The sequence below is a fragment of the uncultured Algoriphagus sp. genome (assembly GCF_963974365.1).
Lineage (GTDB): Bacteria > Bacteroidota > Bacteroidia > Cytophagales > Cyclobacteriaceae > Algoriphagus.
On record NZ_CAXBBX010000004.1, the window covers coordinates 147,102 to 171,027 of the forward strand.

At 39.4% G+C, this 23,926-nt stretch carries 25 protein-coding genes; 16 read left to right on the forward strand and 9 right to left on the reverse strand.

Features of this window, described 5'->3' with window-relative positions; translation table 11 throughout:
• Nucleotides 1-101: 101 nt before the first annotated feature.
• From AACZ87_RS06910 to mltG, 3 genes are read right to left on the reverse strand one after another with little or no spacing between them, the layout of a single operon-like run.
• Entirely contained in the window at nt 102-1,085 is a 984-nt protein-coding gene (locus tag AACZ87_RS06910; protein ID WP_339866223.1) for a YihY/virulence factor BrkB family protein, read from the reverse strand.
• A gap of 4 nt (nt 1,086-1,089) precedes the next feature.
• Nucleotides 1,090-1,506: a thioesterase family protein gene (locus AACZ87_RS06915; RefSeq protein WP_339865962.1), complete on the reverse strand. Its 417-nt coding sequence runs from the start codon at nt 1,504-1,506 to the stop codon at nt 1,090-1,092.
• A gap of 2 nt (nt 1,507-1,508) precedes the next feature.
• The gene (mltG, locus tag AACZ87_RS06920) at nt 1,509-2,552 is read right to left on the reverse strand and encodes an endolytic transglycosylase MltG (RefSeq protein ID WP_339866224.1); all 1,044 of its coding nucleotides are present in this window, start codon (nt 2,550-2,552) and stop codon (nt 1,509-1,511) included.
• A gap of 86 nt (nt 2,553-2,638) precedes the next feature.
• On the opposite strand from mltG, the gene AACZ87_RS06925 reads away from it, so the two are divergent.
• The 6 genes from AACZ87_RS06925 to AACZ87_RS06950 all read left to right on the forward strand — a co-directional run bounded on the left by AACZ87_RS06925 (nt 2,639) and on the right by AACZ87_RS06950 (nt 8,425).
• Nucleotides 2,639-3,058 carry a (deoxy)nucleoside triphosphate pyrophosphohydrolase gene (locus tag AACZ87_RS06925; protein WP_339865963.1) on the forward strand — a complete coding sequence of 140 codons (420 nt, stop codon included), beginning with the start codon at nt 2,639-2,641 and terminating at the stop codon, nt 3,056-3,058.
• Between the two features lie 180 nt (nt 3,059-3,238).
• Nucleotides 3,239-3,868 (forward strand): L-threonylcarbamoyladenylate synthase, encoded by a 630-nt coding sequence (locus AACZ87_RS06930; protein WP_339865964.1) that lies wholly within the window; start codon nt 3,239-3,241, stop codon nt 3,866-3,868.
• A 1-nt stretch (nt 3,869) separates the two neighbouring features.
• Complete coding sequence (locus tag AACZ87_RS06935) at nt 3,870-4,496, forward strand: WbqC family protein (RefSeq protein WP_339865965.1); 627 nt, start codon at nt 3,870-3,872, stop codon at nt 4,494-4,496.
• Nucleotides 4,497-4,577: 81 nt separating this feature from the next.
• On the forward strand, nt 4,578-7,103 hold the full coding sequence (locus AACZ87_RS06940; RefSeq protein WP_339865966.1) for an ATP-dependent Clp protease ATP-binding subunit: 2,526 nt from the start codon (nt 4,578-4,580) through the stop codon (nt 7,101-7,103).
• A gap of 171 nt (nt 7,104-7,274) precedes the next feature.
• Nucleotides 7,275-7,766: a sigma-70 family RNA polymerase sigma factor gene (locus AACZ87_RS06945; RefSeq protein ID WP_339865967.1), complete on the forward strand. Its 492-nt coding sequence runs from the start codon at nt 7,275-7,277 to the stop codon at nt 7,764-7,766.
• A gap of 8 nt (nt 7,767-7,774) precedes the next feature.
• Nucleotides 7,775-8,425 carry a hypothetical protein gene (locus AACZ87_RS06950; RefSeq protein WP_339865968.1) on the forward strand — a complete coding sequence of 217 codons (651 nt, stop codon included), beginning with the start codon at nt 7,775-7,777 and terminating at the stop codon, nt 8,423-8,425.
• A 47-nt stretch (nt 8,426-8,472) separates the two neighbouring features.
• Here AACZ87_RS06950 and AACZ87_RS06955 read toward each other — a convergent pair whose 3' ends face one another.
• Nucleotides 8,473-8,760 (reverse strand): hypothetical protein, encoded by a 288-nt coding sequence (locus AACZ87_RS06955; RefSeq protein ID WP_339865969.1) that lies wholly within the window; start codon nt 8,758-8,760, stop codon nt 8,473-8,475.
• A 59-nt stretch (nt 8,761-8,819) separates the two neighbouring features.
• Entirely contained in the window at nt 8,820-10,484 is a 1,665-nt protein-coding gene (locus AACZ87_RS06960) for a helix-hairpin-helix domain-containing protein (RefSeq protein ID WP_339865970.1), read from the reverse strand.
• Between the two features lie 274 nt (nt 10,485-10,758).
• On the opposite strand from AACZ87_RS06960, the gene AACZ87_RS06965 reads away from it, so the two are divergent.
• The 6 genes from AACZ87_RS06965 (at nt 10,759) to AACZ87_RS06990 (ending at nt 16,837) form a co-directional block, all read left to right on the forward strand.
• Nucleotides 10,759-11,157 carry an EVE domain-containing protein gene (locus AACZ87_RS06965; protein ID WP_339865971.1) on the forward strand — a complete coding sequence of 133 codons (399 nt, stop codon included), beginning with the start codon at nt 10,759-10,761 and terminating at the stop codon, nt 11,155-11,157.
• 138 nt (nt 11,158-11,295) lie between these two features.
• Nucleotides 11,296-12,912 carry a transcriptional regulator gene (locus AACZ87_RS06970; RefSeq protein WP_339865972.1) on the forward strand — a complete coding sequence of 539 codons (1,617 nt, stop codon included), beginning with the start codon at nt 11,296-11,298 and terminating at the stop codon, nt 12,910-12,912.
• Nucleotides 12,913-12,946: 34 nt separating this feature from the next.
• Nucleotides 12,947-13,495 carry a bifunctional pyr operon transcriptional regulator/uracil phosphoribosyltransferase PyrR gene (gene pyrR / locus AACZ87_RS06975; protein WP_339865973.1) on the forward strand — a complete coding sequence of 183 codons (549 nt, stop codon included), beginning with the start codon at nt 12,947-12,949 and terminating at the stop codon, nt 13,493-13,495.
• 2 nt (nt 13,496-13,497) lie between these two features.
• Nucleotides 13,498-14,424, forward strand: a complete 927-nt coding sequence (locus AACZ87_RS06980) for an aspartate carbamoyltransferase catalytic subunit (protein WP_323835143.1) — start codon at nt 13,498-13,500, stop codon at nt 14,422-14,424.
• Between the two features lie 63 nt (nt 14,425-14,487).
• Complete coding sequence (locus AACZ87_RS06985) at nt 14,488-15,204, forward strand: ABC transporter ATP-binding protein (RefSeq protein ID WP_339865974.1); 717 nt, start codon at nt 14,488-14,490, stop codon at nt 15,202-15,204.
• On the forward strand, nt 15,197-16,837 hold the full coding sequence (locus AACZ87_RS06990) for a putative ABC exporter domain-containing protein (protein ID WP_339865975.1): 1,641 nt from the start codon (nt 15,197-15,199) through the stop codon (nt 16,835-16,837). Before AACZ87_RS06985 ends, AACZ87_RS06990 begins: the two co-directional genes overlap by 8 nt.
• A gap of 39 nt (nt 16,838-16,876) precedes the next feature.
• Here the strand turns inward: AACZ87_RS06990 and AACZ87_RS06995 are convergent, their stop codons facing one another.
• Genes AACZ87_RS06995 through AACZ87_RS07005 form a run of 3 tightly spaced genes read right to left on the reverse strand, consistent with a single transcriptional unit; the run spans nt 16,877 to nt 18,848 of the window.
• Nucleotides 16,877-17,425: a hypothetical protein gene (locus AACZ87_RS06995; RefSeq protein ID WP_339865976.1), complete on the reverse strand. Its 549-nt coding sequence runs from the start codon at nt 17,423-17,425 to the stop codon at nt 16,877-16,879.
• The gene (locus tag AACZ87_RS07000) at nt 17,422-18,453 is read right to left on the reverse strand and encodes a BF3164 family lipoprotein (protein ID WP_339865977.1); all 1,032 of its coding nucleotides are present in this window, start codon (nt 18,451-18,453) and stop codon (nt 17,422-17,424) included. Before AACZ87_RS07000 ends, AACZ87_RS06995 begins: the two co-directional genes overlap by 4 nt.
• 56 nt (nt 18,454-18,509) lie before the next feature.
• A complete protein-coding gene (locus tag AACZ87_RS07005; RefSeq protein WP_339865978.1) occupies nt 18,510-18,848 on the reverse strand; it encodes a hypothetical protein in 339 nt (112 codons plus the stop codon).
• A gap of 258 nt (nt 18,849-19,106) precedes the next feature.
• On the opposite strand from AACZ87_RS07005, the gene AACZ87_RS07010 reads away from it, so the two are divergent.
• Together AACZ87_RS07010 and AACZ87_RS07015 are read left to right on the forward strand one after the other, a co-directional pair.
• Complete coding sequence (locus AACZ87_RS07010) at nt 19,107-20,474, forward strand: pyridoxal-phosphate dependent enzyme (protein ID WP_339865979.1); 1,368 nt, start codon at nt 19,107-19,109, stop codon at nt 20,472-20,474.
• Nucleotides 20,475-20,639: 165 nt separating this feature from the next.
• Nucleotides 20,640-21,296: a hypothetical protein gene (locus tag AACZ87_RS07015; protein ID WP_339865980.1), complete on the forward strand. Its 657-nt coding sequence runs from the start codon at nt 20,640-20,642 to the stop codon at nt 21,294-21,296.
• Here the strand turns inward: AACZ87_RS07015 and AACZ87_RS07020 are convergent.
• The gene (locus AACZ87_RS07020) at nt 21,283-22,011 is read right to left on the reverse strand and encodes a lysophospholipid acyltransferase family protein (protein WP_339865981.1); all 729 of its coding nucleotides are present in this window, start codon (nt 22,009-22,011) and stop codon (nt 21,283-21,285) included. The two genes, AACZ87_RS07015 and AACZ87_RS07020, sit on opposite strands and share 14 nt — an antisense overlap.
• Before the next feature lie 379 nt (nt 22,012-22,390).
• Here AACZ87_RS07020 and AACZ87_RS07025 point away from each other — a divergent pair, with 379 nt between their 5' ends.
• Nucleotides 22,391-23,044, forward strand: coding sequence for an alpha/beta hydrolase (locus AACZ87_RS07025; protein ID WP_339865982.1), 654 nt, complete (start codon nt 22,391-22,393; stop codon nt 23,042-23,044).
• A 28-nt stretch (nt 23,045-23,072) separates the two neighbouring features.
• Complete coding sequence (locus AACZ87_RS07030) at nt 23,073-23,858, forward strand: phenylalanine 4-monooxygenase (protein ID WP_339865983.1); 786 nt, start codon at nt 23,073-23,075, stop codon at nt 23,856-23,858.
• The last annotated feature ends 68 nt before the right edge of the window (nt 23,859-23,926 follow it).

A 23,926-nucleotide genomic window follows, 5' to 3' on the forward strand; every position in this document is an offset into this window, starting at 1 on the left:
TAACCTTTTTATCATAACCATCTGATTGTATTGAGATTAATTTTGAAATTTTATAAATTTTGTCTCGATCGATCGTGTTTTTAGCATTTTCATAGGGCGTTTTATTCAGCTAAGATTTTTTTCTCCTGATTGATCAGCTCCTCAGTATCCGAACTTCCTTTTCTTTTTTTATTTTCCTCCACCAAGTCCATGCTCACATTTACTTCAAAGCAAACTATGATAATGATCGAGGTGATCAGCAGCCATAGCATCAGGGCTATCAATGTGCCGATAGAGCCATACAGACGGTTATAACTGGCGAAATTATTTAGGTAAAAAGTGAAACCGTAAAAGCCTAGTGTGGTTAGAAGTCCTGCAAGTTTTGCTCCAATGGAAAAAAACTTCCATTTATCGTGGACAGCTGGGGCAAATCTAAAAATGAAGGCTGTAGCGATGTAAAACATGAAAAGAAGAATCATAAACTTCAGACTGGAAAACAAGAAAATCATAAATCCAGAGTTGAAAACTTGCATTTCATCGAGTCTGCTGATGATCATACCACCTAGGATCATTACCAAACTTGCTGTGATTACAGTGAGGGCAAGTATAATTACTATGCTTACTGCTATTCCTCTACTTTGGAAAAAGCCCCTATTTTCTTTCGTCTGATAGACTGAATTAAAGGAATTCATCATAGAAACGGCGCCTTGCATAGAAGCAAATAAGGCAAAGAAAAACCCAAGCGAAAGTAAGCTTTGCCTTGGCTTGGATACAATATCCATGATAGTGCCTTCGGACTGCACGTAAATTTCCTCAGGTAGAATTTCCTGTGTGAACGTAAGGATATTTTGAGTAGTGATGTAAGGGAAAATATCCTGCAAATAGGGTATTAGGTTCAGCAGAAAAAGGATCATCGGAAATAAAGCGATCGTATAGCTAAATGCCATGGATCCTGCCCTCTCGATGATGTCATCTTTTTGAAGTTGAATCAAAAATATACGCCCAACATCGTAGAGGTTTTTATCGGGGTCACCGAAATGGATTTTCTTCAGCTTGCGAGCTTGCCAAAGAATCCTGACTTCTAACCTAAGGATTTTTGTTTTGATCACTTTATCCTACTTCTTGAAAATGCGATTTCAATAAAGCTAACAAATTCTGTGGAGGTCTTGTTGGGCGATGACTGTCTTTTTTAAGGAAAGTGAGGACTGTCCATCCTTCCGTAATTAGATCTTGCTGCTCATTAAATACTTGATATTCAAATCGAATCCTTACTCCTGGAAGTGTAGGGATCGTGGTTTTAATCGTGAGAAGCTCATCGTACTTACCTGGTTTGACATATCGGAAATGACTTTCTAACACAGGCATCATTACCCCTTCATCTTCCATTTCTTTATAGGAAAACCCAATACTGCGCATGGCTTCTACCCTGGCCACTTCGAAATACATCGCATAGTTGCCATAATAGACATAACTCATCTGGTCAGTCTCTGCGTATCTCACTCGGATTTGGGTTTCTGCAGAGTACATCGCTAGTAGATTTTTGCTGAATTTAGAGCAGCTTGATACCTTCTCGCATTTGCATTATGCTGAGCTAAATTGGTGGCAAATGCATGATAGCCAGAGAAGTCCTCTTTTGCGCAAAAATATAAATAGTCATGAGATTCAGCATTCAAGACAGCATCCAAAGAGTTGATGTCTGGTAGATTAATTGGTCCTGGAGGAAGCCCGGCATACAGGTAAGTATTATAAGGACTGTCGGTTTCTTTGTGGACATTCAGAACGCGTTTCAATTCAAAATCTCCTAAGGCGAACACTAAGGTCGGGTCTGCCTGTAATGGCATTCCTAGTTTAAGTCTATTCAAATACACGCCTGCTATTCTGGGTCTTTCGTCTGATTTTTGACTTTCTGCCTGTACGATGCTAGCGAGCGTGCTTACTTCTTTGGGGTTTAGGCCGAGTAAACTTGCTTTTTGCTTTCTTTCTTCAGTCCAAAAGCTGGTGTATTCTCGATACATTCTATCGAAAAGGGCCTCTGCACTGGTGTTCCACCAAAGTTCGTAGGTGTTTGGAATGAACATGCTCATGATAGTTTCTTCATCGAAATCAAACTTTCGGATATACACCGAATCCTGAACTAGCGCTAAAAACTGCGCTTCAGACAGCTCCATATTAGCTGTGATTTTCTCAGCTAAGTCTTCCTTGGTCCTTACGTTGTTAAATGTGACCCGAATCGGAGTTTGCTTTCCAGATCTTAGTAGCCGTACCAATTCGAGGTTGGTCATTTTTGGTGTAATGGTATAAAGACCTGGTTTCACTGCATCCTGATAACCCAGTGCTTTTGATAGAAACCCAAAACTCACCAAATCATTTACAACATGGTCATCATATAGCTTGTTTGAAACTGTTTTGAAAGTATCGTTACTTCCGATTTTCAGCATATAATTCTGATCAGATTCTATCAGCACATTTGGGCTGAAAAAAATCTGGTAGAAATAGAAACTCAGAGAGATAGCCATCACTGAAAAACCAATGACTAGGACGAGGTAGACGTTTTTTCTTTTTTCGCTTTGCATACTGGTGGCAAAAATAAGGAAAAATCTAAGTAGGAGTTTGTGCATGAGGCAATGGAATTATACCTTTCTACATAAATCCATTTTCCATGGGAGTGATTTCCGTTACCTGTGCTCTGATTATTTTAGATGATAAAGTACTTTGTGCAAAGCGTTCTGTGTTTATGTCATTACCTGGATTGTGGGAATTTCCGGGAGGAAAAATTGAAGAAGGTGAAAGTCCAGAAGTTTGCTTACAAAGGGAAATCAAGGAGGAGTTGGGGATAAGGGTAAAAGTTTTTTTCTCCTTAAAATCAAATCAACATTCTTACTCTCCGACTCAAATGGTACGATTGATGCCATTTGTGTGTAGTTGGGAAAGTGGCGAAGTTGTTTTGCTCGAGCATGAAGAAGTCAAATGGCTAACTAAGCATGAATTAAAGTCGCTGGACTGGGCTGCCGCTGATATCCCCATAGTAGAGGACTTAGTTGCAAATTGGAACAATATCCAAAGACAGTTAGTTAATTAAACGAGAAAATGACAGGGAAATATATAACCTCAATTGCACCCGAAAAAGATATAACTCGACTTATTGGATGGTGAACACTTGAATTGATGCTGCTTCAGTCAACCGTCTTCGGTCTTCCCGATAGATAAACTAGGAAGAAAGGCGATTAGCATCATTTAGGCCAAATAGATAAAAAAAAATATGCCTGCTGAATTGATTCGATTATATGAAGAAAATCCGGACCCTGATAAGATCAGAAAAATCGCCGAAACCCTTCGTGATGGGGGAGTGGTGATTTACCCTACGGACACCGTTTACGGTATGGGCTGTGATATTATGAATTTGAGAGCAGTAGAGCGAATTTGTAAGATTAAGGGTATTAATCCCAAAAAACATAACTTTTCAATCATTTGCGCAGATCTGAGCAATATTTCTCAGTTCACAAAGATGATTGATAAATCAGTTTTTAAAATGATGAAAAAAGGCCTCCCAGGCCCATTTACATTTATTTTGGAGGCTAGTAATCAAGTGCCGAAGATTCTTCACAGCAAAAAAAAGACAATAGGAATCAGGGTTCCTGATCATAATGTGCCTCGAATGCTTGTTGAGGAATTGGGGCATCCCATCCTCACTACCTCCATCAACGATGAGGATGAAGTGATAGAATACAGCACAGATCCCGAATTGATTTTTGAGAAATATGAGCACCTAGTGGATTTAGTGATTGATGGGGGGTATGGACAAAACATTGGATCTACCGTTCTGGATTGCACCGGCGGCGAAGTGGATGTGGTTCGTGAAGGACTTGGCAAACTGGAAGATTTAGATTAGGATGTTAAAAAGAATTGCTGTTGATCTGCATTATTTCCCAAACCTTGAGTTTTTTGCGGCTATTGCTGATGCGGAGGAGTTGCTCTTTTTTCCAGAGGAACGATATCAAAGACAGTCCTATTTCAACCGAACTCAAATTCGTCTAGCGAATAAAACCGGTACGCTGAGCGTCCCGATTCAAGGCAGAAGACCTCGGATCTCTCTCAAAAAGATTAAGATCGATTACACACAGAATTGGGCGAAAATCCACCTGCGCGGAATTCAAAGCGCATATGGGAAAGCGCCTTTCTTTGAATATTATTTCCCTTATTTCGAAAAGGTTTTCCAGCAAAATCCGGAGAGTTTGTGGGATCTAAACTGGGATTTGCTGACAATCTGTCTCAAACTTCTTGGAATGCCTGTCAAGATGCGGGTGCAAGATAAAGATGAGGATCTTTCTTTGGTGCAGGACATAAGGGGACAATTGGTGCCCTCAGAGCCCTTTTCAGAGAGAGGTTACTATCAGCCTGAGTCCTATTTCCAACTTTTTGGCTTAGACTTTGATCCCAACCTGAGCATTCTGGATTTGTTGTTTTGCGAAGGCCCTGCATCAAAAGGCATTGTCTTAAAGTCTGTAAAAAAACATTGAACAATCTGTAAAAGGATTGTGTTTTTAAAACAAATTCGGTAACATACGTACAGGATTATTAAACAATCAGATAGGAATTAAATGGAAGCAAAATTTTCGAACAGAGTCAAAGAGGTGATCTCTCTTAGCCGCGAAGAAGCTCTTCGCCTTGGACATGATTACATTGGCACAGAGCACCTCTTGTTGGGGATGATTCGCGAAGGAGAAGGTGTTGCTGTTTCCATTCTTAAGAAATTGGGAGTGCCAATGGATGAGTTGCGGAACGCTATAGAACGCGCTGTAAAAGGAACTGCAAATCACAACGTAAAGAATATGGCGAATATCCCTTTGACAAGACAGTCAGAGAAGGTATTGAAGATTACGTATTTGGAGGCTAAAATCTTCAAAAGTCAATTGATTGGTACAGAGCATTTGCTCTTGTCGATTTTGAGAGATGAAGACAATATCGCTACTCAGATACTTAATAAATTTGAGATCAATTACGATTCGGTAAAAGAGATGCTGGAAATGTCATCCGATACGCCTCCTCGCTCCAAAGCTGAGGCAGAGGATGGAGATGACGATGGCTCCAAGCTTTTCGGTTCTACCGGAAGTGGAGCTGGGGCTTCTAAGCCTGGAGCTGAGAAGTCTAGAACTCCAGTTTTGGATAATTTCGGACGCGATCTTACTAAAATGGCTGAAGATGACAAACTTGATCCAATCATCGGTCGTGAGAAAGAAATCGAGCGAGTAGCTCAGATTCTTTCCCGTAGGAAGAAAAACAATCCTATACTAATTGGTGAGCCAGGAGTAGGTAAAACGGCCATTGCAGAAGGTTTAGCATTGAGAATCATTCAAAAGAAAGTTTCCCGTGTGCTATTCAATAAGCGCGTAGTGACTTTGGATCTAGCTTCTTTAGTAGCTGGTACCAAATATAGAGGACAGTTTGAGGAGAGAATGAAAGCCGTGATGAACGAGCTTGAGAAATCTCCAAATGTCATTCTTTTCATTGATGAACTTCATACAATTGTAGGCGCAGGTGGTGCTTCAGGATCTTTGGATGCATCCAATATGTTCAAGCCAGCTTTGGCACGTGGAGAGATCCAATGTATCGGAGCTACTACGCTAGATGAATATCGTCAGTACATCGAGAAGGATGGTGCTTTGGCACGTAGATTCCAAATGGTGATGGTAGATGCTACTACACCAGAGGAAACGGTGCAAATTCTGAATAATATCAAGGATAAATACGAAGATCACCACAATGTCAATTACACCGATGAGGCGATAGTTGCTTGCGTGAAACTTTCAGACAGATATATTTCTGATAGATTCTTACCGGACAAGGCAATCGATATTTTGGATGAAGCTGGGGCTAGAGTCCATATTAATAATATCCATGTTCCGGAAGATATTCTGAAACTTGAAGCTGAAGTAGAAGACATTAAAACTGAGAAAAACCGTGTGGTGAAATCTCAGAAATATGAAGAAGCTGCTCAGCTGCGTGATAAGGAGAAGAAATTGCTAGAGCAATTAGAAGCTGCAAAGAATAGATGGGAAGAAGAAAGTAAGTCGAGAAGATTTACTGTTGAGGAAGACAATGTAGCTGAGGTGATTGCAATGATGACTGGAATCCCTGCTAAGAGAATCGCTCAGAAAGAAGGCGCTAAGCTTTTGAGTATGAATGGTGATCTATCGAGCAAGGTGATTGGTCAGGATGAAGCGATTAAGAAATTGACTAAGGCGATTCAGAGAACTAGAGTTGGTCTGAAAGATCCTAAAAAGCCGATTGGTTCATTTATCTTCCTTGGACCTACGGGTGTGGGTAAGACTGAACTGGCCAAGATGCTTGCAACGTATCTCTTCGATAAAGATGATTCTTTGATCAGAATAGATATGTCTGAGTATATGGAGAAATTCTCCGTATCGAGATTGGTAGGAGCGCCTCCAGGCTATGTAGGTTACGAAGAAGGTGGACAGTTGACAGAGAAAGTCAGAAGAAAGCCTTATTCTGTAGTCTTACTTGATGAAATCGAAAAGGCTCATCCAGATGTATTCAACATCCTTCTTCAAGTGTTGGATGATGGTATCTTGACTGATGGATTGGGTAGAAAAGTGGATTTCAGAAATACGATCATCATCATGACTTCGAATATTGGAGTTCGTGACTTGAAAGATTTCGGTGCAGGTATTGGTTTCGCCAGTCAAGCCAAGTCTGACAATATGGATGAGGTAATGAAGTCTACAATTCAATCTGCATTGAAAAAGGCGTTTAGCCCAGAATTCTTGAATAGATTGGATGATGTCGTTGTCTTCAATTCGCTAAGCAAGGAGCATATCTTTAAAATTATCGATATCAGCTTAGGCAAATTGTTCTCTAGAATCACCGATCTTGGATATAAGATTGAATTGACCGAGAAAGCCAAAGAATTCTTGGCGGAGAAAGGTTATGATCAGCAATATGGAGCGAGACCGCTAAATAGAGCAATTCAGAAATACCTTGAAGATGCTATTGCTGAGGAGATCCTGAAAGGAGATCTTTCCGAAGGCGATATTATTACTGCTGATTATTCTGGAGAAGGTACAGAATTGACTATTGTTGTAAAGAAAAAAGAGAAAGCTGATTAATCAGTTGCTTTAAATAGTTGAAAGCCCCGAATGATGAGTTCGGGGCTTTTTTTGGTTTCATCCTATTAGTTCAGGGTGTTTCACTTTTAAATTTTATTTTCATCGCTGTGATTTTTTTGAAAGATCTGCGAATAATAGTTTGAAAGAGTTTTACAGCTAGCCATCAAGTCCTTGTCCAACGAAAAAGAATTTTTTCTTTCCAGCATAGAATCCAATAAAGGGATCATCTACAAAGTGGCAAATTCCTATTGTAGGGATAAGGATGATCGGGAGGACTTAATCCAGGAAATCATTCTCCAGCTTTGGAAATCCTTTCCAAATTTTAATCCAGAATACAAACTCAGTACGTGGATGTATAGAATTGCACTGAATGTGGCTATTTCAGCTTATCGAAAAGCCACAAAGCGCAAGCAAATTCTACTCCCGTTATCTGAGGCGGCGATTTATTTGGTGGAGGATAAAAACGAGATGAATGACGATCGTCAACTTCTCCAAACGTTAATCAAAGAGCTAAAAGAAGTAGATCGAGCATTGATACTGCTTTTCCTCGATGGTTATTTATATCCCGAAATTGGAGAGCTACTAGGCCTCTCAGAAAGTAATGTGGCTACAAAGCTCTCTCGCATCAAACAGCTTTTAAAAAAGAAACTCACCTCTCAATAACAGTAATCATGGAAGATATAGAACTACAGCAAATTTGGAAATCTTACGATCAAAAGCTTCAAGAACAACTGGTTTTTAATCGTAAAAATGCCTCAGATATTACTAAAATAAAGGTGAAAACTGAGTTGAGGAGTATGCGTCTAATTAAAATCTTTACTGTGTTAATGGGGATTCTGTGGGTGCTATTTTTGGATGTTTTGGTTATTAATCTGTTTTCAGTAGGCAGTCCATTCTTTTTGATTTCAGCAGGGTTTATTTCTTTGGTTAATAAAATTGCGGTGGGGATTTATTTCTATCAGTTAATACTGATTTCTTCAGTGAATATCAATGCTCCCGTCTTGAATACGCAGAAGAAAATAGCTCAATTGGTTAACTCAACCATGTGGGTGACGAGAATTCTGATGTTACAACTCCCTTTTTGGACTACATTCTTTCTAAGTTCGGTTTGGATAGGATCGGGAAATCTGATTTTCTGGATTATTCAAGGGGTGATCACCCTGGGTTTTGCGACGACTGCAGTCTGGCTTTTTACCAATATTCGTTTAGAAAGCAAAGATAAGCGTTGGTTCAAGTTTCTCTTTGGAAACTACGAATGGACTCCGATTATGAAAGCCCAGGAAATGCTAGTACAGATCAAAGAATATGAAGATTTAGGGTAAATGAATTTCCCTTTATCTTATTAGCAGAAAAAATAATTACGTAATTATTATAGCGTCAGTATAAAAAACAACAAGCCGACAGCTAAAACAACAATCATCTTCTGGGCTCTCTCCTTGATTTCGGGGGCTAATTTTCGTTGGCGAATCACTAAAACTGCCAAGCTCAAACCGACTAACTGTAATGCCATTCCCACTCCATTGAGAGGTCCCATAGGAGCTTGAAGTACTTGAAACTGCGTATTTAGCAATGCAAGAACGCAGAGTACTATTCCAGTGATCCCAAATAAGAAAGAGCGTTGGAGTAAGGTTTTGGGTGGGTGATTAGTCCATTTCATTTGTACTGTTTCTAGAATTAGGCTGCAAGATACAAGAGTTCCAGCCTTCAGTCATGCTTTTACTTTTTGACTTTTAGCTTTTTCAGCCTAGAATCAAAATAGTAAGCTATTTCTTCTCCAGTCAATGCATTCATCGTCATTTCTTTAGTCAGTCCCCCTTTTCTACCAACTAGCACACCATATTTCATGTCTGCATAACCTTCCATCGCGTGCGCATCCGGATTGATAGAAAGCATTACACCCTGATCCATCGCATAGCGCACCCAACGCCAGTCAAGGTCTAATCTCCATGGATTTGCATTGATTTCTATTACTACATGATTTGCTGCACAGGCATCTATTATGGCTTTATGATCGATAGGGTAACCCTGACGGCGCAAAAGCAACCTTCCCGTTGGATGCCCAAGAATGGTAGTGTAAGGGTTCTCAATCGCAGTTATCAGACGAGAAGTAGCACGCTTGATATCCATATTCAGAATGGAGTGCACCGATGCCACGATAAAGTCAAAATTTGCGAGCACATCGTCGGCATAATCCAGTTTTCCGTCCGAAAGAATATCACTTTCTATCCCTTTGAAAATCCGGAAAGGGGCCATTTCCTTGTTCAGCGCATCGATTTCCTGATGTTGTTTGACGATTTGATCTTCTGTCAGTCCGCCTGCATAAAAAGCAGTTTTGCTATGATCTGAGATTCCTAGATACTCATATCCTAGCTCCCTGCAATACTCAGCCATTTGTCTCAGACTGTGCTTTCCGTCACTATAGGTAGAGTGATTGTGAAGTATTCCCTTCAGGTCTTTTTCTTCAAGTAATTCTGGAATTTTATTTTCCTTAGCAAGTTCAACTTCCCCAAGACCTTCCCGCATTTCTGCTGGAATAAATTGAAGGTTATTGATACTGAAAAACTCATCTTCACTGGAATAATTCTTTTTCTGAAGCTTTTGAGCCACAGTTTCTTTTTCATCAACCAATGATTCCAAATGTAGGGGAGCGGCCATCAGCGAGAGTTTTTTCCAAAGAAAATCTTCCTTGGCACAGAAGTGAACGACAACCTTCAACTCGATTTCCTTCATTTTACCTCTTAAGGTTCTTGGTCCTGATTCGAGTAAGACCCACTCAATGGACTCCATTCCTTTGATCTTAGATTTTACAGCAGCTAATTCATCTGAAGCAACTAGGAACTCAGCTTCGGTGATGATTTCTAGTTGCCTGGCAAAATCTCCCACTATTGCCAAATCGGCATCCGGCGCTATTTCAGTCAAGAAATTTTTAAGTTTCTCAATAGTTCCTGCTATATCTGCATAAAGCCATTTTCCAGAGTTTGATGCTTTGAACTCAAGATTCTCTATGATTGTATTTTGAGTCTTTTCTCCAAAACCTTTGATTTTGGCAACTTTTCCTGACCGACAGGCTTCCATCAGTTCATGTGTGGAGGTGATTCCAAGTTCTTCCCAAAGGGTCTTCACTTTCTTTGGTCCCAAGCCTTTGATTTGAAGCACTTCCAAAATTCCCTCCGGAGTTTTAGCCAGCAGTTCTTCGAGAAATGGAAAAGTTTCAGTTTCCTTGAGTAGCTGGATAGCATCCACCATACTCTTCCCTACACCCTGGATCTTGGCAAGTTCGGCCCCACTTAGCTCCATAATATCCTGATCTCCACGTTCCAAGGAAATCAGTGCGCTTTGGTAGCTGCGGATTTTGAATGGATTTTCTTCGTGAAGTTCCATCAGCTGTATACTGAGTTTTATTTTTTTCAGAAGTGTCTTGTGGTCCAAAATTTCTGGGATTAGGTGAGCGAATTCAGACAAATGTCTTGAAATAATGTTTCAATTTAAGGGGCTATGGGTTAACTTAAAATTGAAATTTGATTTTCCTCGAGGCAAGTTTTGGAAATCACTGGGCTGGAGCAAGATTCATTCTTCATCCTTTAGCTTTTGAATCTGGGGAATGTAGTTATCTTAAATGAATCAAAGATCTATTAAACCCTGAAAGAGTAATACTATGAAATACTGGATGGTCAAGTCTGAGCCAGAATCTTATTCCTGGGATGATTTTGTTGCGAAAAATGAAGAAGTATGGGATGGAGTGAGGAATTATCAAGCCCGTAACTTTCTTCGCGAAATGCAGCTAGGAGACTTAGTGTTTTTTTATCATAGCGGGAAGGAAAAAGCCATCGTTGGAATAGCGGAAGTAAGTCAGGAGCAATTTTCAGATCCTACTGATGAAGCGTGGACTGCCATAAAACTTAAAGTGAAAAATCCGTTAAAAAATGTAATTCCCCTTCAGTCTATTAAAGCAGAGGACAGGTTGTCTGATTTACCCATGTTAAAGCAGTCTAGGCTATCTGTGCTGCCGGTGGGTAAAGAAGAATTTGATTTACTTCTTAAAATGGGCTCATAAAATGGAGACTTCCTGATGAAGGCAGGTATAAAGTAGCAGGTCCACTAGTAAGATGAATAGAGTTTCCACGGGCTAACTGCTTGAAGATTTGTTGGATAAGGAAAGGCTTAGCGGCCATAAAAAAGAAAATATAACTACATGAAAAAGCAAGCATTACTCCTTTTCCTTTTTTTGCTCGGGCAGCAAGTCTTTGCTCAGCTCAAGTTTATTGAGCGTTTTGAAGTAGACTCTGAGATGGATGATCCTCTTTTTGAAATGATAAATTCAGAATCTGGCCTGGTGTCTTTCCGGACAATCCCCGAGAAAGGGCTGAATTTGCGAAGGAAATTCCAGTATTTTATTTCAGACTCCTCCCTGCATTCAGTTCAAGGGCTGATAGAGTTCCCGATTAAAGAAGGGTTTGATATGCTGGGATTTGATACAGACAAAAACTATTTGTTTATCCTATTTACCAAAGGTTTTGCAATGAATTCTGATAAGTATATTCTTCAGGTGGACTTGGAATCAAAAAGAGGATTAGAGTATAACGTGGACAATGTGCTTGACATGGAGCTGGTGGAGTTTTTGGTTCAGGATCGAAAGGCCATTTTTATGGGGACATCTGATAGCAGGCCAGTGTTACAGATTCATGACCTGCTGACCAAAAGTGTCCATACGCTGCAAGGAATCTACGGGAACGATACTCAAATCCTGCAAATCCGAAAAATGCCCGATACGCAATCACTAGAGGTAGTTTTCAGCAGGAAGGGGGCTTACAGAAATCGTGACTTGCATATCAATACCTATGATATGATAGGAAATGTGATTCAGGATTTGCGAGTAGACCAGTTTGGAGAGCCTGGCCAGGAGATCATGGATGGGGTTTTACTATCGACGGGGAAATATCAGGAAGCAATGATCGGTGCTTTTGGGAAGGATCGTAGAAACTTCTACCAAGGCATGTACATCATGGATATCAATGAATTCGGCGAATTTGATTTCAAACTCTATACACTGGAGGATTTTCCTAACTTCTATAATTACCTCAACGATAAAACGAAGGAAAAGCGAGATGCGGATATTCAAAAAGAGCTAGAGAAAAACCGAACTCCAGGGATAAATAGTATGTATGCGATACGTGACGTTCGACAAACAGAAAATTCCTATTATGTCTATTTTGACCAGTATACGGTAACCAATAGCCGCTCAGGCTATCAAAACACCACTGGTTCTGGTGCCTATAGGTATGACAGATGGAGCAGGATGGGCACTACAGTAGTGAATGACCCATACCTGGCGAATCGATTTCCTATGTCCTCCAGCTATCAAACTATTCCTGAATATAGGTATGTATCCGCTCATTTTGTCAAAGTAGCCAAAGTAGGAAACGTGATTTGGGACAACGCTACTTCGTACGATGAATTAATCACTACCTATCCCGAAGCATTTGGAGAAATTGCAGTAGTTGGGGATGATTTTTATCATATGTATGTGGAGGACGAGATTATTAAGTTGAGTTTTTTCAAAAACGGTGAAAAAATCTTTGAAAACCAAGAATTCGAATTGGGCTTGGTCAATGAGGAGGAGCGTATTCGAGATACTAATCTGGCAAGCTTGAGATTGATTCATTGGTACGACAGGTATTATTTGCTTTCGGGTACTCAGCGCATTCGGTTCCTAAATGGAGATGGCGATGACCAGATCAGGGAAGTCTACTTTATAACCAAAATAGTGGTGGATGGGGATTTGTATCAACCAGAACAACTCCCAGACTAGATTTTCTTTTTATATTTACCCGCAAATCTACCCCATGCAAAAAAGGCTTGTCTTAGACGAAGGACAGATTGATATCATCCTCAGACGTTTCTGTCATCAACTGATCGAAAATCACGACGATTTTGACAATACCGTACTTTTGGGTTTACAGCCAAGAGGACCAATATTGTTGGACAAAATCGTAAAACTCCTGGAAGAAATCTCCGGTGTGAAAGTTCCTTCAGGATATCTTGATGCTACTTTTCACAGAGATGATTTCCGTAGAAGAGATTTTCCGCTCAAAGCAAACGAAACCAAAATCAACTTTCTTGTAGAAGGTAAAAAAGTAATCCTTGTCGATGATGTCCTGTACAAAGGCAGGTCAGTTCGTGCTGCTATGGATGCGATGATAGCCTTCGGGAGACCTCAGAAAGTTGAACTCATGGTGCTAGTAGACCGCAAACTAACCCGGGATTATCCTATTATGCCAGATTACTATGGCACCCGAGTGCATACTTTGGAAAGCCAGTATGTCCTCGTGGAATGGGCTGAAAAAGGTAGTGAAAAAGACGCAATTTGGATCACAGAGAAAGTTAACCCTTAACCATGTCGCAACTCAGTACTAAACACCTACTTGGAATCAAAAACCTCACTGAGGATGATCTCCAGCTTATTCTTGACACGGCAGCAAACTTCAAAGAGGTTATCAATCGACCGATCAAAAAAGTGCCTTCTCTGCGGGATATCACCATTGCGAATGTGTTTTTTGAGAATTCTACCCGAACTAGGCTTTCTTTTGAGCTTGCTGAAAAAAGACTTTCTGCAGATGTGGTGAATTTTTCTTCTTCAAATAGTTCGGTGAAAAAAGGAGAAACACTGGTAGACACCGTCAATAATATCCTTTCCATGAAAGTGGACATGGTGGTCATGAGGCATTCAAGTCCTGGTGCCCCACACTTTCTTTCTCGGAATGTAAATGCAAATATCATCAACGCTGGAGATGGGACTCATGAGCATCCCACTCAAGCCTTATTGGATTCCTTTTCTATCAAAGAAAAATTAGGAGATGTAGCTGGGAAAAAGGTTGCCATTATTGGCGATATTCTACATTCTCGCGTTGCTCTTTCCAATATTTTTTGTCTGCAAAAGCTTGGTGCTGAAGTGATGGTTTGCGGACCGATCACCTTGCTTCCAAAGTATATCGCTAGCCTTGGAGTGAAAGTGGAGCTTGATGTGAAGAAAGCCCTTCAGTGGTGTGACGTTGCTAACGTACTTAGAATTCAACTAGAGAGGCAGCAGATTAAATATTTTCCAAGCTTGAGAGAATATTCACTTTATTACGGAATCAACAAGAAGCTTTTGAGTCAATTGGATAAGGAAATCGTAATCATGCATCCTGGTCCAATCAATCGAGGAGTGGAATTAAGCTCAGATGTAGCTGATTCGGAGCATTCGATTATTTTAGAGCAAGTTCAGAATGGAGTTGCAGTCCGAATGGCTGTGCTATATTTACTGGCAGGAACAAAAGGCTGATTAATTTGAAATTTCAAATTTGAGATTTCAAATTGCTTCACGATAAATCTCAAAATCACTTTTATGCTAAGCGTTACCAATCTGGTGAAGACCTACGGCAAGCAAAATGCTGTCAATGATATTTCCTTTGAACTACAAGGTGGAGAGGTGGTTGGGCTTTTAGGTCCTAACGGAGCCGGGAAAAGTACAACTATGAAATGTATCGTGGGCTTGCTTCGCAAAACTTCCGGAGAAATCACTTTGGGTGGTCATGATCATTTGAGTGTGGAGGCAAAGCGACTTTTCAGCTACATTCCCGAGACACCTTATGTCTATGATTTGCTCACCGTCCAAGAACACATGCAGTTTGTAGCGCAAGCATACGGCGTGAAAGAGTGGAAGGAAAAAGCTGATGAATACTTGGAGCTGTTTGAACTGGCAGATAAAAAAGACAAACTCGGTCGTGACTTATCCAAAGGCATGCGCCAAAAAGTTTCCATTTGCTGTGCGCTCCTTCCAGACCCTCAAGTGCTTTTCTTTGATGAGCCCATGATCGGCTTGGATCCAAAGGCTATCAAAAACACCAAGAAAATCTTCAAACAATTGAAGGAAGCTGGAAAGACGATTCTAGTGAGTACGCACTTGATCGACAGTGTGGAGTCTATTGCTGATCGGGTGATGATCCTGAAGAATGGCAACATCGTGGGTAATGACAGCATTTCAAATTTGAAGCAGCAGTTTGTACAGGAGGAAGGAACCACATTGGAAGACCTATTCCTAGAAATGACCAAAGATGAATGAAATCCGACTGCTCTTCAGGAAGGATATTTTCATCCTGATCAATAACATCAAACTCATACTGAGGAACCCACTTCGGCTATTACCTTATGCGGGAATTGCCGGCTATATATTCTTTATGTATTACCTGCGTCTCAAGAATAGGGGTGATGATTCTACCGCTCCTGAAATGCCTGAGTTAGATCTGAATGGTCTACCAGAGGTGAATTTCGCGATGCAAAATATGATTGGGGCGGTGACAATTCTAGCGTTGGCTTTTTTGATTTATCAGCTCTACGCCGCTACCAAAAATAACGTCAGTTTTTTCAAAATGGCGGATGTCAACATGCTTTTTACGGCCCCTGTAAAGCCTGAGAATATCCTGATTTACTACATGGCAAGATCAATATTGCCTTCTTTAGGAGGTGCAATCATATTTGTGATATACGGAGCCAGTCAAGCTATAGACACGTTTGAGATGACTGTTGCGAATTTCATATTCCTAATTCTTGCCTTTGCCCTGTTCTTTTTTATTGTTTCTCCGATCAAATTCCTGGTTTATACCCTTAATACCAAGTATAATGTGATGGAATACATCCGAATAGGGGTGATTGTATTGGCAGTGTTGCTTTCAGGAATGATCATTATTCCAGGCTTGATGGCAGAAAAATTCTGGCAGGGAATGTTTGCCTGGATCAGTTCCCCTTGGTTTGATTTCTTTCCGATTGTAGGGTGGAGTAGAGGGATTGGTAGCTACTTATCACATGGAAACGCCATCCTGTCTATTGGCTTCATTTTGCTTTACGGTATATCCTATTTTGTGATTTTGAAATTGGTGATAAGATTCTCCGGTTATTATTATGAAGATGTCCTCGAGGCTACCAAGTCGAATGAAGAAAAGCTTGAGAAAGTAAAAGGGAAAAAACAGGTTGGGGAGAGTTCTTACAGTCTAAATACCAAAAAGAAATTGGCACTTCCCGACTTCGGTACTGGAGCCAAGGCCTTCTATTGGAGAAATTACGTGCACAGTTCAAGACAGGATTTTCACCCACTATTTGGGCTATATTCTCTAATTATGGTTGGAATAGGGATAGTGCTGGCTGTCCTTTCACTTTTTGAGTGGTTTTCCCATTACTTTGTCTATGGATATCTCTTGATTATGCTGTTTTTATACTTCTTTGCTGGAATAGGCAGAGCAAATGTGGGAGATCTGAAAAAGCCATTTTTCATCCTGATTCCGGCAACCTGGGCAGCTAAGTTTTGGAATATGATCAAGCTGGATATTCTCCAAATCACTTTGTTTTGTTTAGCACTGATTATTCCAGCAGTATTTATAGCTGGATTAAACTGGTTCATTATTCCGCTATTCTTAATGGCAACGATAGAGATATACTTAGTGGGTTTTGGGATAAATATCATTCCTCAAATCGCGTTGGATGAAGGCTGGGACAGGAAATTGATCAAGCCGTTTATGATTGGGGGAATTGTCTTTTTTGGTTTAGTTCCTGCTTTGGCATTTAGCGTCGTGGCATTCATTGTATCAAAGCAATTTGTCTGGGCACTGTTTGGCGGCACATTCGGAATGTTTTTCGTAGCCGCTATTTTGATGCATGTGACGTTGGATGTGCTAAAGCGATTGGAGTTTAAGGAGGTTTGATATCCTAGTATTTTGTTTTTTTTAAAAAAGGCTCTTGAATTACTCTATAAAAAGTTTATGAGCGACGGATTTGTTTTTAGCTGGATTGCCCGAAGTAATTATTTCCAAGTTTTGATTAATCAAGAAGGTGTTCGTTTCATTTAGTAACAGCTCTTCATTCAGCTTTCTAAACTCGTCATTGATGTCAAAGAAATAAGAACCTGGAGCTAATTCTTTATTTTCATTTTCTACGAGGAATTTGAAAAAATAAAAATCGTCACTTGCGCGTAAAATATACACCAAAGGAATATTTTTCTCTTGAAGTTTCCTTGAATTTTCCAACCAAAAATCTAGATCGCCAATGCATGTCACACAGGAGACATTTATAAATACGATTATTGCAGATTGATCAATTTCAATAGTTTTACCTTCGTGCGAGCTTTGGTTTGTATCTAGGTTATACAAGGTTAAACAGTTTGGGAGAGTTAGTAGTTTATTTTGGGTGTCCTTACGCTCTGCTTGAGTATTTTCAATTTTCGTCTTGGTAGTACAAAAAGATAAAGAAAATATTAATATAATATTAGTGATGATTTTCAATCTATTTTTCATAAAGTAATATAAATTACTTCTCCAGTATCGATATCGAAAGAATAAATTCTCTTGTCATCAGTGTTAACTGAGATAGACATTATCTTACGATCTATGTTTATCTGCTTGATAGGGATTCCATTCCAATCAAACATGTAGATTATATCAGATAGGTATGCTCCTTGAGTTTTATCTTCGTTTCCGGAAAACAAAGCGTAAATATAATTATCAGAATATGTAACATCTACAAAACACTCTCTAGCTGCTCCTCCCCTTTCTAGCGCAAGTTCGCCATTTATACCAGTGATTAATTTGTTCTCGATGTTCTTTGGGCTTTTTATGAACTTGCTTTTATTTGTGTTTAGATCAAAAATTTCTATAATGTCCATCCATCGATAAGCATTTAATGCTTTATTTCTCTTTAAATTGACTCCTAGTATAGATTGAAAAAGATCCGGAATTTGGCTAATGTCTATACCTCGAGGTATATTTTGAAACTCACCCTTGGTATATTCGATTCTGCCATTTTTTTTATTTATAAAATAGAACTTTTCTTTTGAAGAGGAGCTGCTTGTAGCGATGTATGTGCTATCGTTATAAAACTTAACCTCGTTGTAGTAATTTTCTAATTTGATCTCTGAACTATTAGCTTCAAAATTCTCTAAATCAATTTCAATGATTTTTCTCATTTCAAAATCGGAAAGTAAAATTTTCTTCATTCTGAAATCAATACTATATGGGGCGAATGATTCAAATGGGCCATTTCCTTTTCTAATTAGTTCTTTTTTGAAGTCATTTTCTTTCTTTGAATAAAAATGAATAATATGATTGTTTTTTGCTTTAATGTCAAGCATATAGAAGCCAGTGTCACTTTCGGATAGCTTTAATATAGTTCCATTAGGGTAATCTATTAACTTCTTAAAATCTAAGGACATTTCTTCTGGAAATTTCTTAATAAATGTTATGTCCTCCTTTAAGCTTAAGATGCTCTCTTCGGAGTTAGTACAACCAACAAATAATAGTATAAAAATTATTCCTAAATATTTCATTTTACTGGCTTTATAGGTGGAATCCATTTTGTAATGGATTCCAATTGATTTGATGTTTATTTATTTAATTTATATGATGGATTGTATCCGCAGTCAGAAGCTTCCATTATCGTTACTTTTTTTCTGCAATTCGAAATCAAATAAGTTCCATAAGAACAATGATCTCTGTGGTATCCTGTATATTTACAGTCATATGCAGTTCTAACTGTATCATCTTCCGGCGCATCTTCTTCCTCTTGCGCAAAAGCACTATTCCCAAAAGAGATTGACTTAAAAGTTGGAATTCCAGAATTTCCTTTTTCTAAATCAATTCCTACGTTGAAAAATAGCCCTAAAGTAAGCAGGCTTACAGCTGTGATATACACCATACGATTAAATAAACTTTGTTTTTTCATGATTGTGATGTTTTAGTTAAAATTAGTTTAGTTGTCAATTCTAAAAAAAAAACTAACTAATCAAATAAATTAGTTTAAAGATTTTGAAAAAAATTCAGAGATAAATTATGAGTCATTTTTTCAACTGAAAGGCAATCTCGGTTAGCATAATCTCTAGACCAAATACCGAACTTTATTTTGTTTTAACTTTCCTATAATCGCTTCCCCCGGAAATTTCCTTTATTTTTGATTACCAAATATGACCAAATGTGACCGACTATGATCTACAACTCAATAATAGAAACCATCGGAAATACCCCGATGATCCGTCTGAATAAGCTTGCGAAGCACATCAAAGGCGAGGTGCTGGTGAAAGTAGAGTACTTCAATCCAGGAAATTCCATGAAAGATCGTATGGCAATCAAAATGGTGGAAGATGCAGAAAAAGCAGGTTTGCTGAAGCCAGGAGGGACGATCATAGAAGGGACTTCTGGAAATACGGGAATGGGTTTGGCTTTAGCTGCAGTAGCTAAAGGCTACAAGTGTATCTTCACTATGGCAGATAAGCAGTCTAAGGAGAAGATAGATATTCTTAAAGCCGTGGGAGCTGAAGTGATCGTTTGTCCTACGAATGTTTCTCCGGAAGATCCTCGTTCCTATTACTCCATTGCGAGGAAATTGAATCAGGATATCCCGAATTCCTTTTACCCAAATCAATACGATAACTTATCCAACACCGCTGCTCACTATGAGACGACCGGTCCTGAAATCTGGAATGATACGGATGGTAAAATCACTCATTATGCTGCAGGAGTAGGAACTGGCGGTTCTATGTGTGGAACAGCTAAGTATCTGAAAGAGCAAAATCCAAATGTGGTGACCGTGGGAATTGATACGTACGGTTCGGTTTTCAAAAAATATAAAGAGACTGGAATTTTTGACGAGAAAGAAGTTTATCCATACCTCACAGAAGGAATTGGAGAAGACATACTTCCAAAGAATGTGAACTTTGATATGATTGATCACTTCATCAAAGTGACGGATAAGGATTCTGCAGTGATGACTCGCAGATTGGCTAGAGAAGAAGGCTTATTTGTAGGTTGGTCATGCGGATCGGCTGTTCATGGAGCTTTAGAGTGGGCAAAGGATAACCTGAAGGAAGGCGATCAAATGGTGATTATTCTTCCAGATCATGGCACGCGATATCTTGGTAAAGTTTACAATGACGAATGGATGAGAAATCATGGCTTTTTGGAAGACAAGACGTTTTCAACGGCTCGAGATATTATTTCCCAACGAAATGGAGCTTATTCATTGGTTTCGACCTTGAAAACTGATACAGTAAAAAGTGCGATTGGACTGATGAATAAAACCAGTGTTTCGCAGATTCCAGTGATGGAAAATGACGAAGTAGTAGGAAGCTTGACGGACAATAAATTACTTGCTAGAATCATAGATAATCCAGCATTGAAGGATGCTAATGTTGCTGATGTAATGGAAGATTCCATGCATTTTGTTGCGCTGGACAGCACGTTGGATGTACTTTCTTCAATGGTGGAAAAGGAAAAAGCAGTGCTCGTGCGTGATGTGCAAAATCAGATTCACATCATCACTAAGCATGATATTTTAGAGGCTTTCACGAAGTAAGTGATCTTGGCAGTACAATTAATTTCATTGCTCATCAAGTTAAAAGACAGCAGTAGCCCCACTTTAAAGCAAAACCCTGTATGGTCTTCGGTCTCCAGTCTTTCATTCGCTAACTCAAAGAAGTGCAGGTGATTGGCACACTTGCGGATAATTATATACTTAAAAATGAACCAAGCTAAAATTCAGCGGATCATAGAATCGGGAGTAGATTTTAATATAGGAGATATACTAGGCAAGGCCTGGGAGATGTTTAAATCCCGGGCTTTGTTTCATATTGGATTTATGGTGTTGATAGGAGCTATTCAGGCGAGTTTCACCCTCTATCTGCTAGATTACTCATCCCTTTATTCCATCTTTTTGGCTCCAGCTTTATTTTCGGGGTTTTACTTGGTGGCTAACCGCCAAAGCCAGAAGGTATACATAGACTTTCAGAACTACTTCGATGGATTCAAGTACTGGTTAAATCTGGTCACCACAAATTTATTTAGTGCGATCGTCATTGTGCTTGGGATAATTTGCTTTGTGCTCCCTGGGGTTTATTTGCTCGTCGGTTATATGTTTTGTCTGCTGTTTGTGATTTTTGGAGGATTCGATTTCTGGACTTCCATGGAGCTCAGCCGTAAACTGGTGCACACGAATTGGTTGAAGTTTTTCTTGTTTGGACTTGCTTTGTTAGCGCTTAATATTGCTGGGTTCCTTTGTATGATAATAGGGCTTTTTGTCACAGTCCCCATGACTTATCTAGCCGTTTATATTCTCTTTGAAGAGTTGACTATTGATGCCATTGACGAAGAGCCGAAGGATCCGGTTATTTATGTGTAAGAAGCATCGATTCTAGTCTGGAGCGGCATTTTTCCGATAGTTCATTTACAGCATTTTCAGAGGCCGAACTGGGCTGAATAGGTTTAGAAAAGTAAATCTTGACTTTACCTGGTCGTATCAACAGCGATCCCTTTTTCATCACCTTATTTGCTCCGATAACTGCAATAGGTAGAATAGGAATGCCTGTTTCTACCGATAGTCGAAAAGCACCTGATTTGAAAGGTAGTAGTAATGCATCACTGGCATTTCTTGTTCCTTCAGGAGCTACCACAGCCGAGATCCCCTGATTTAGAAAAACCACCAACTCATCTATACTTTTCCTTCTTGATTCGGCATCAGTCCTATCTACCCAGATAGCGACTTTGCCTACCACCCAGCCAAAAAATGGAATTTTGGATAATTCTTTTTTTCCAAGTGCTCTTACTTGTTGGGGAATAGCAAGCGGAATGATGGCAGCATCTAGAAAGGAAGTATGGTTGAAAATATAGATGTAGGGCTGACCACGATCAATAAGTTCTCTGTGGTGGAATTTGAAGCGAATTCCTGAACCAAACGACCAAACCCGGCCCCAAATTCGGATAAAGAAAAAAGAGATTTTGCCTCCAGCTGGACTTATGCTTACTGGGACTACGATAAAAAGGCCCAAGATCAGAAGTAGCGTAAAGAATAGTATAATGGAGTAAATGGTAAATATTACTTGGATGACTTTCATCATTCGTCAGAATTGGTAATTTTGGGTATAAATTTAATCTTCACTCTTTGCTTGCAGGAGCCTCCGAGCGTTCGGGGGCTCTGTTTTTTTGAAGCTTCGCAAAATATAGATAGATTTTAAGGAAATTGCTTTTGATGATACATTGCCTATCTTAGCAGGACGAAATGCAAAGAAGTATTTCAAATTAAAAAATTCAAGTGAATCCGACACCAAGAACTTTCGTACACCATTCTTACTACCATCTTCAATGAAGGAATAGGATGACTATGAATTTTTGGTAAAAAATAGATAGAGGCCTATTCCCCACGGAATGGGCCTTTTGCTTTAAAGGATTTCATGAAAATTATGATACTTATTCGTTGCTAATTCAAATTAGAACTACGTGAAGATTTATGGAATAAGTGGATTGGGAGCTGATAAAAGGGTTTTTAAATATTTATCTCTCCACGCTGAATTTATACCGATTGACTGGATTGATCCTTTTAAGGATGAGCCTATTGAATCATATGCCTTGAGACTTTCCGCTGAAATTGATGAAACGGATGAGTTTGGTGTTTTAGGAGTAAGTTTTGGCGGGCTCATAGCAGTTGAAATAAGTAAGAAGTTGAAACCGGCTCTAACTATTCTTATTTCATCAGCCGAGACAAAGAAAGATTTAAGACCAATATTTAAAATTATAGGTACAACTGGTCTTGTAAGGCTTCTTCCGATTTGGGTCTTTGATCCTCCAAGAGGGCTGGCATCCTATCTTTTCGGTGCGGAAAACAAGACTTTGCTTGGCGAGATATTGAATGATACTAATTTGAGTTTTACCAAGTGGGCTATTAATGAGTTGTTGAATTGGAAGAATGAACAAAAAATTGAAAGCGTATTAAAAATTGAAGGAGCAAGTGATAAGTTAATTCCACCTACAGCAAAAGAAAATTCAACATTAGTGCAAGCTGGAGAACATTTTATGATAGTTGATAAGGCGGAGGAAATAAGTCAGATAATTAATTCTGAGTTAGACCAAATAGCTCGAGCAAAGAATTTATAATAATTGAAACAGAATATACCCAAATACCATGAACGCAAACACAAAACAAAAAAACTGGGTCTTCAGTGATCCCCGACTTCAAAAACTAAGGCAGGAATACGATGTGTACACACCAGAAGATTTTAAAGTTTGGAAAATCCTCTTCGAGCGACAGATGCCGAATCTACCAAAGGCTGCTTCCAACGCTTATCTGGAAGGGGTGGAGATGGTGAAGTTTTCTGCTGATAGAATCGCAAATTTTGCGGAGTTGAACCAGGTTTTGGCTAAAAGTACAGGATGGGAAGTTCAGGTGGTTCCCGGACTGATCGATGATGATCTGTTCTTTGGCTTGCTGAATAACAAGAGATTTCCTTCCTCAACTTGGCTTCGCACCATGGAGCAGCTTGATTATTTGGAAGAACCAGACATGTTTCACGATGCTTTTGCTCATATGCCCTTGCTGACTAATCAACCATATGTGGACTTCCTTGAGAAGCTTTCAGGGATTGCTTTGAAGCATATTGATAATCCATGGGCGATCCAATTACTGAGTAGGATTTATTGGTTTACCATAGAATTTGGGTTGATTCGTGAGGATGGTGAGTTAAAAATATACGGTGCGGGGATCCTAAGTTCGGCAGGAGAGACTAAATTCAGCCTTTCAAATGAACCAGCCCATCTGGAATATGATGTGAGGAGGATTTTGAATCAGGAATACTGGAAAGATCGCTTTCAGGATAAATACTTTGTGATCGAGAATTACGAGCAACTGTATGAGTCGCTTCCGGAGATAGAAGAGGTTCTTGAGGAGATGCTTTTAGAAAAAAGGAAATAGACATTAGACGCTAGACATAAGATGTGAGGCTACTAGTCTTGAATCTTGTGTCTAGCGTCTTGATACTT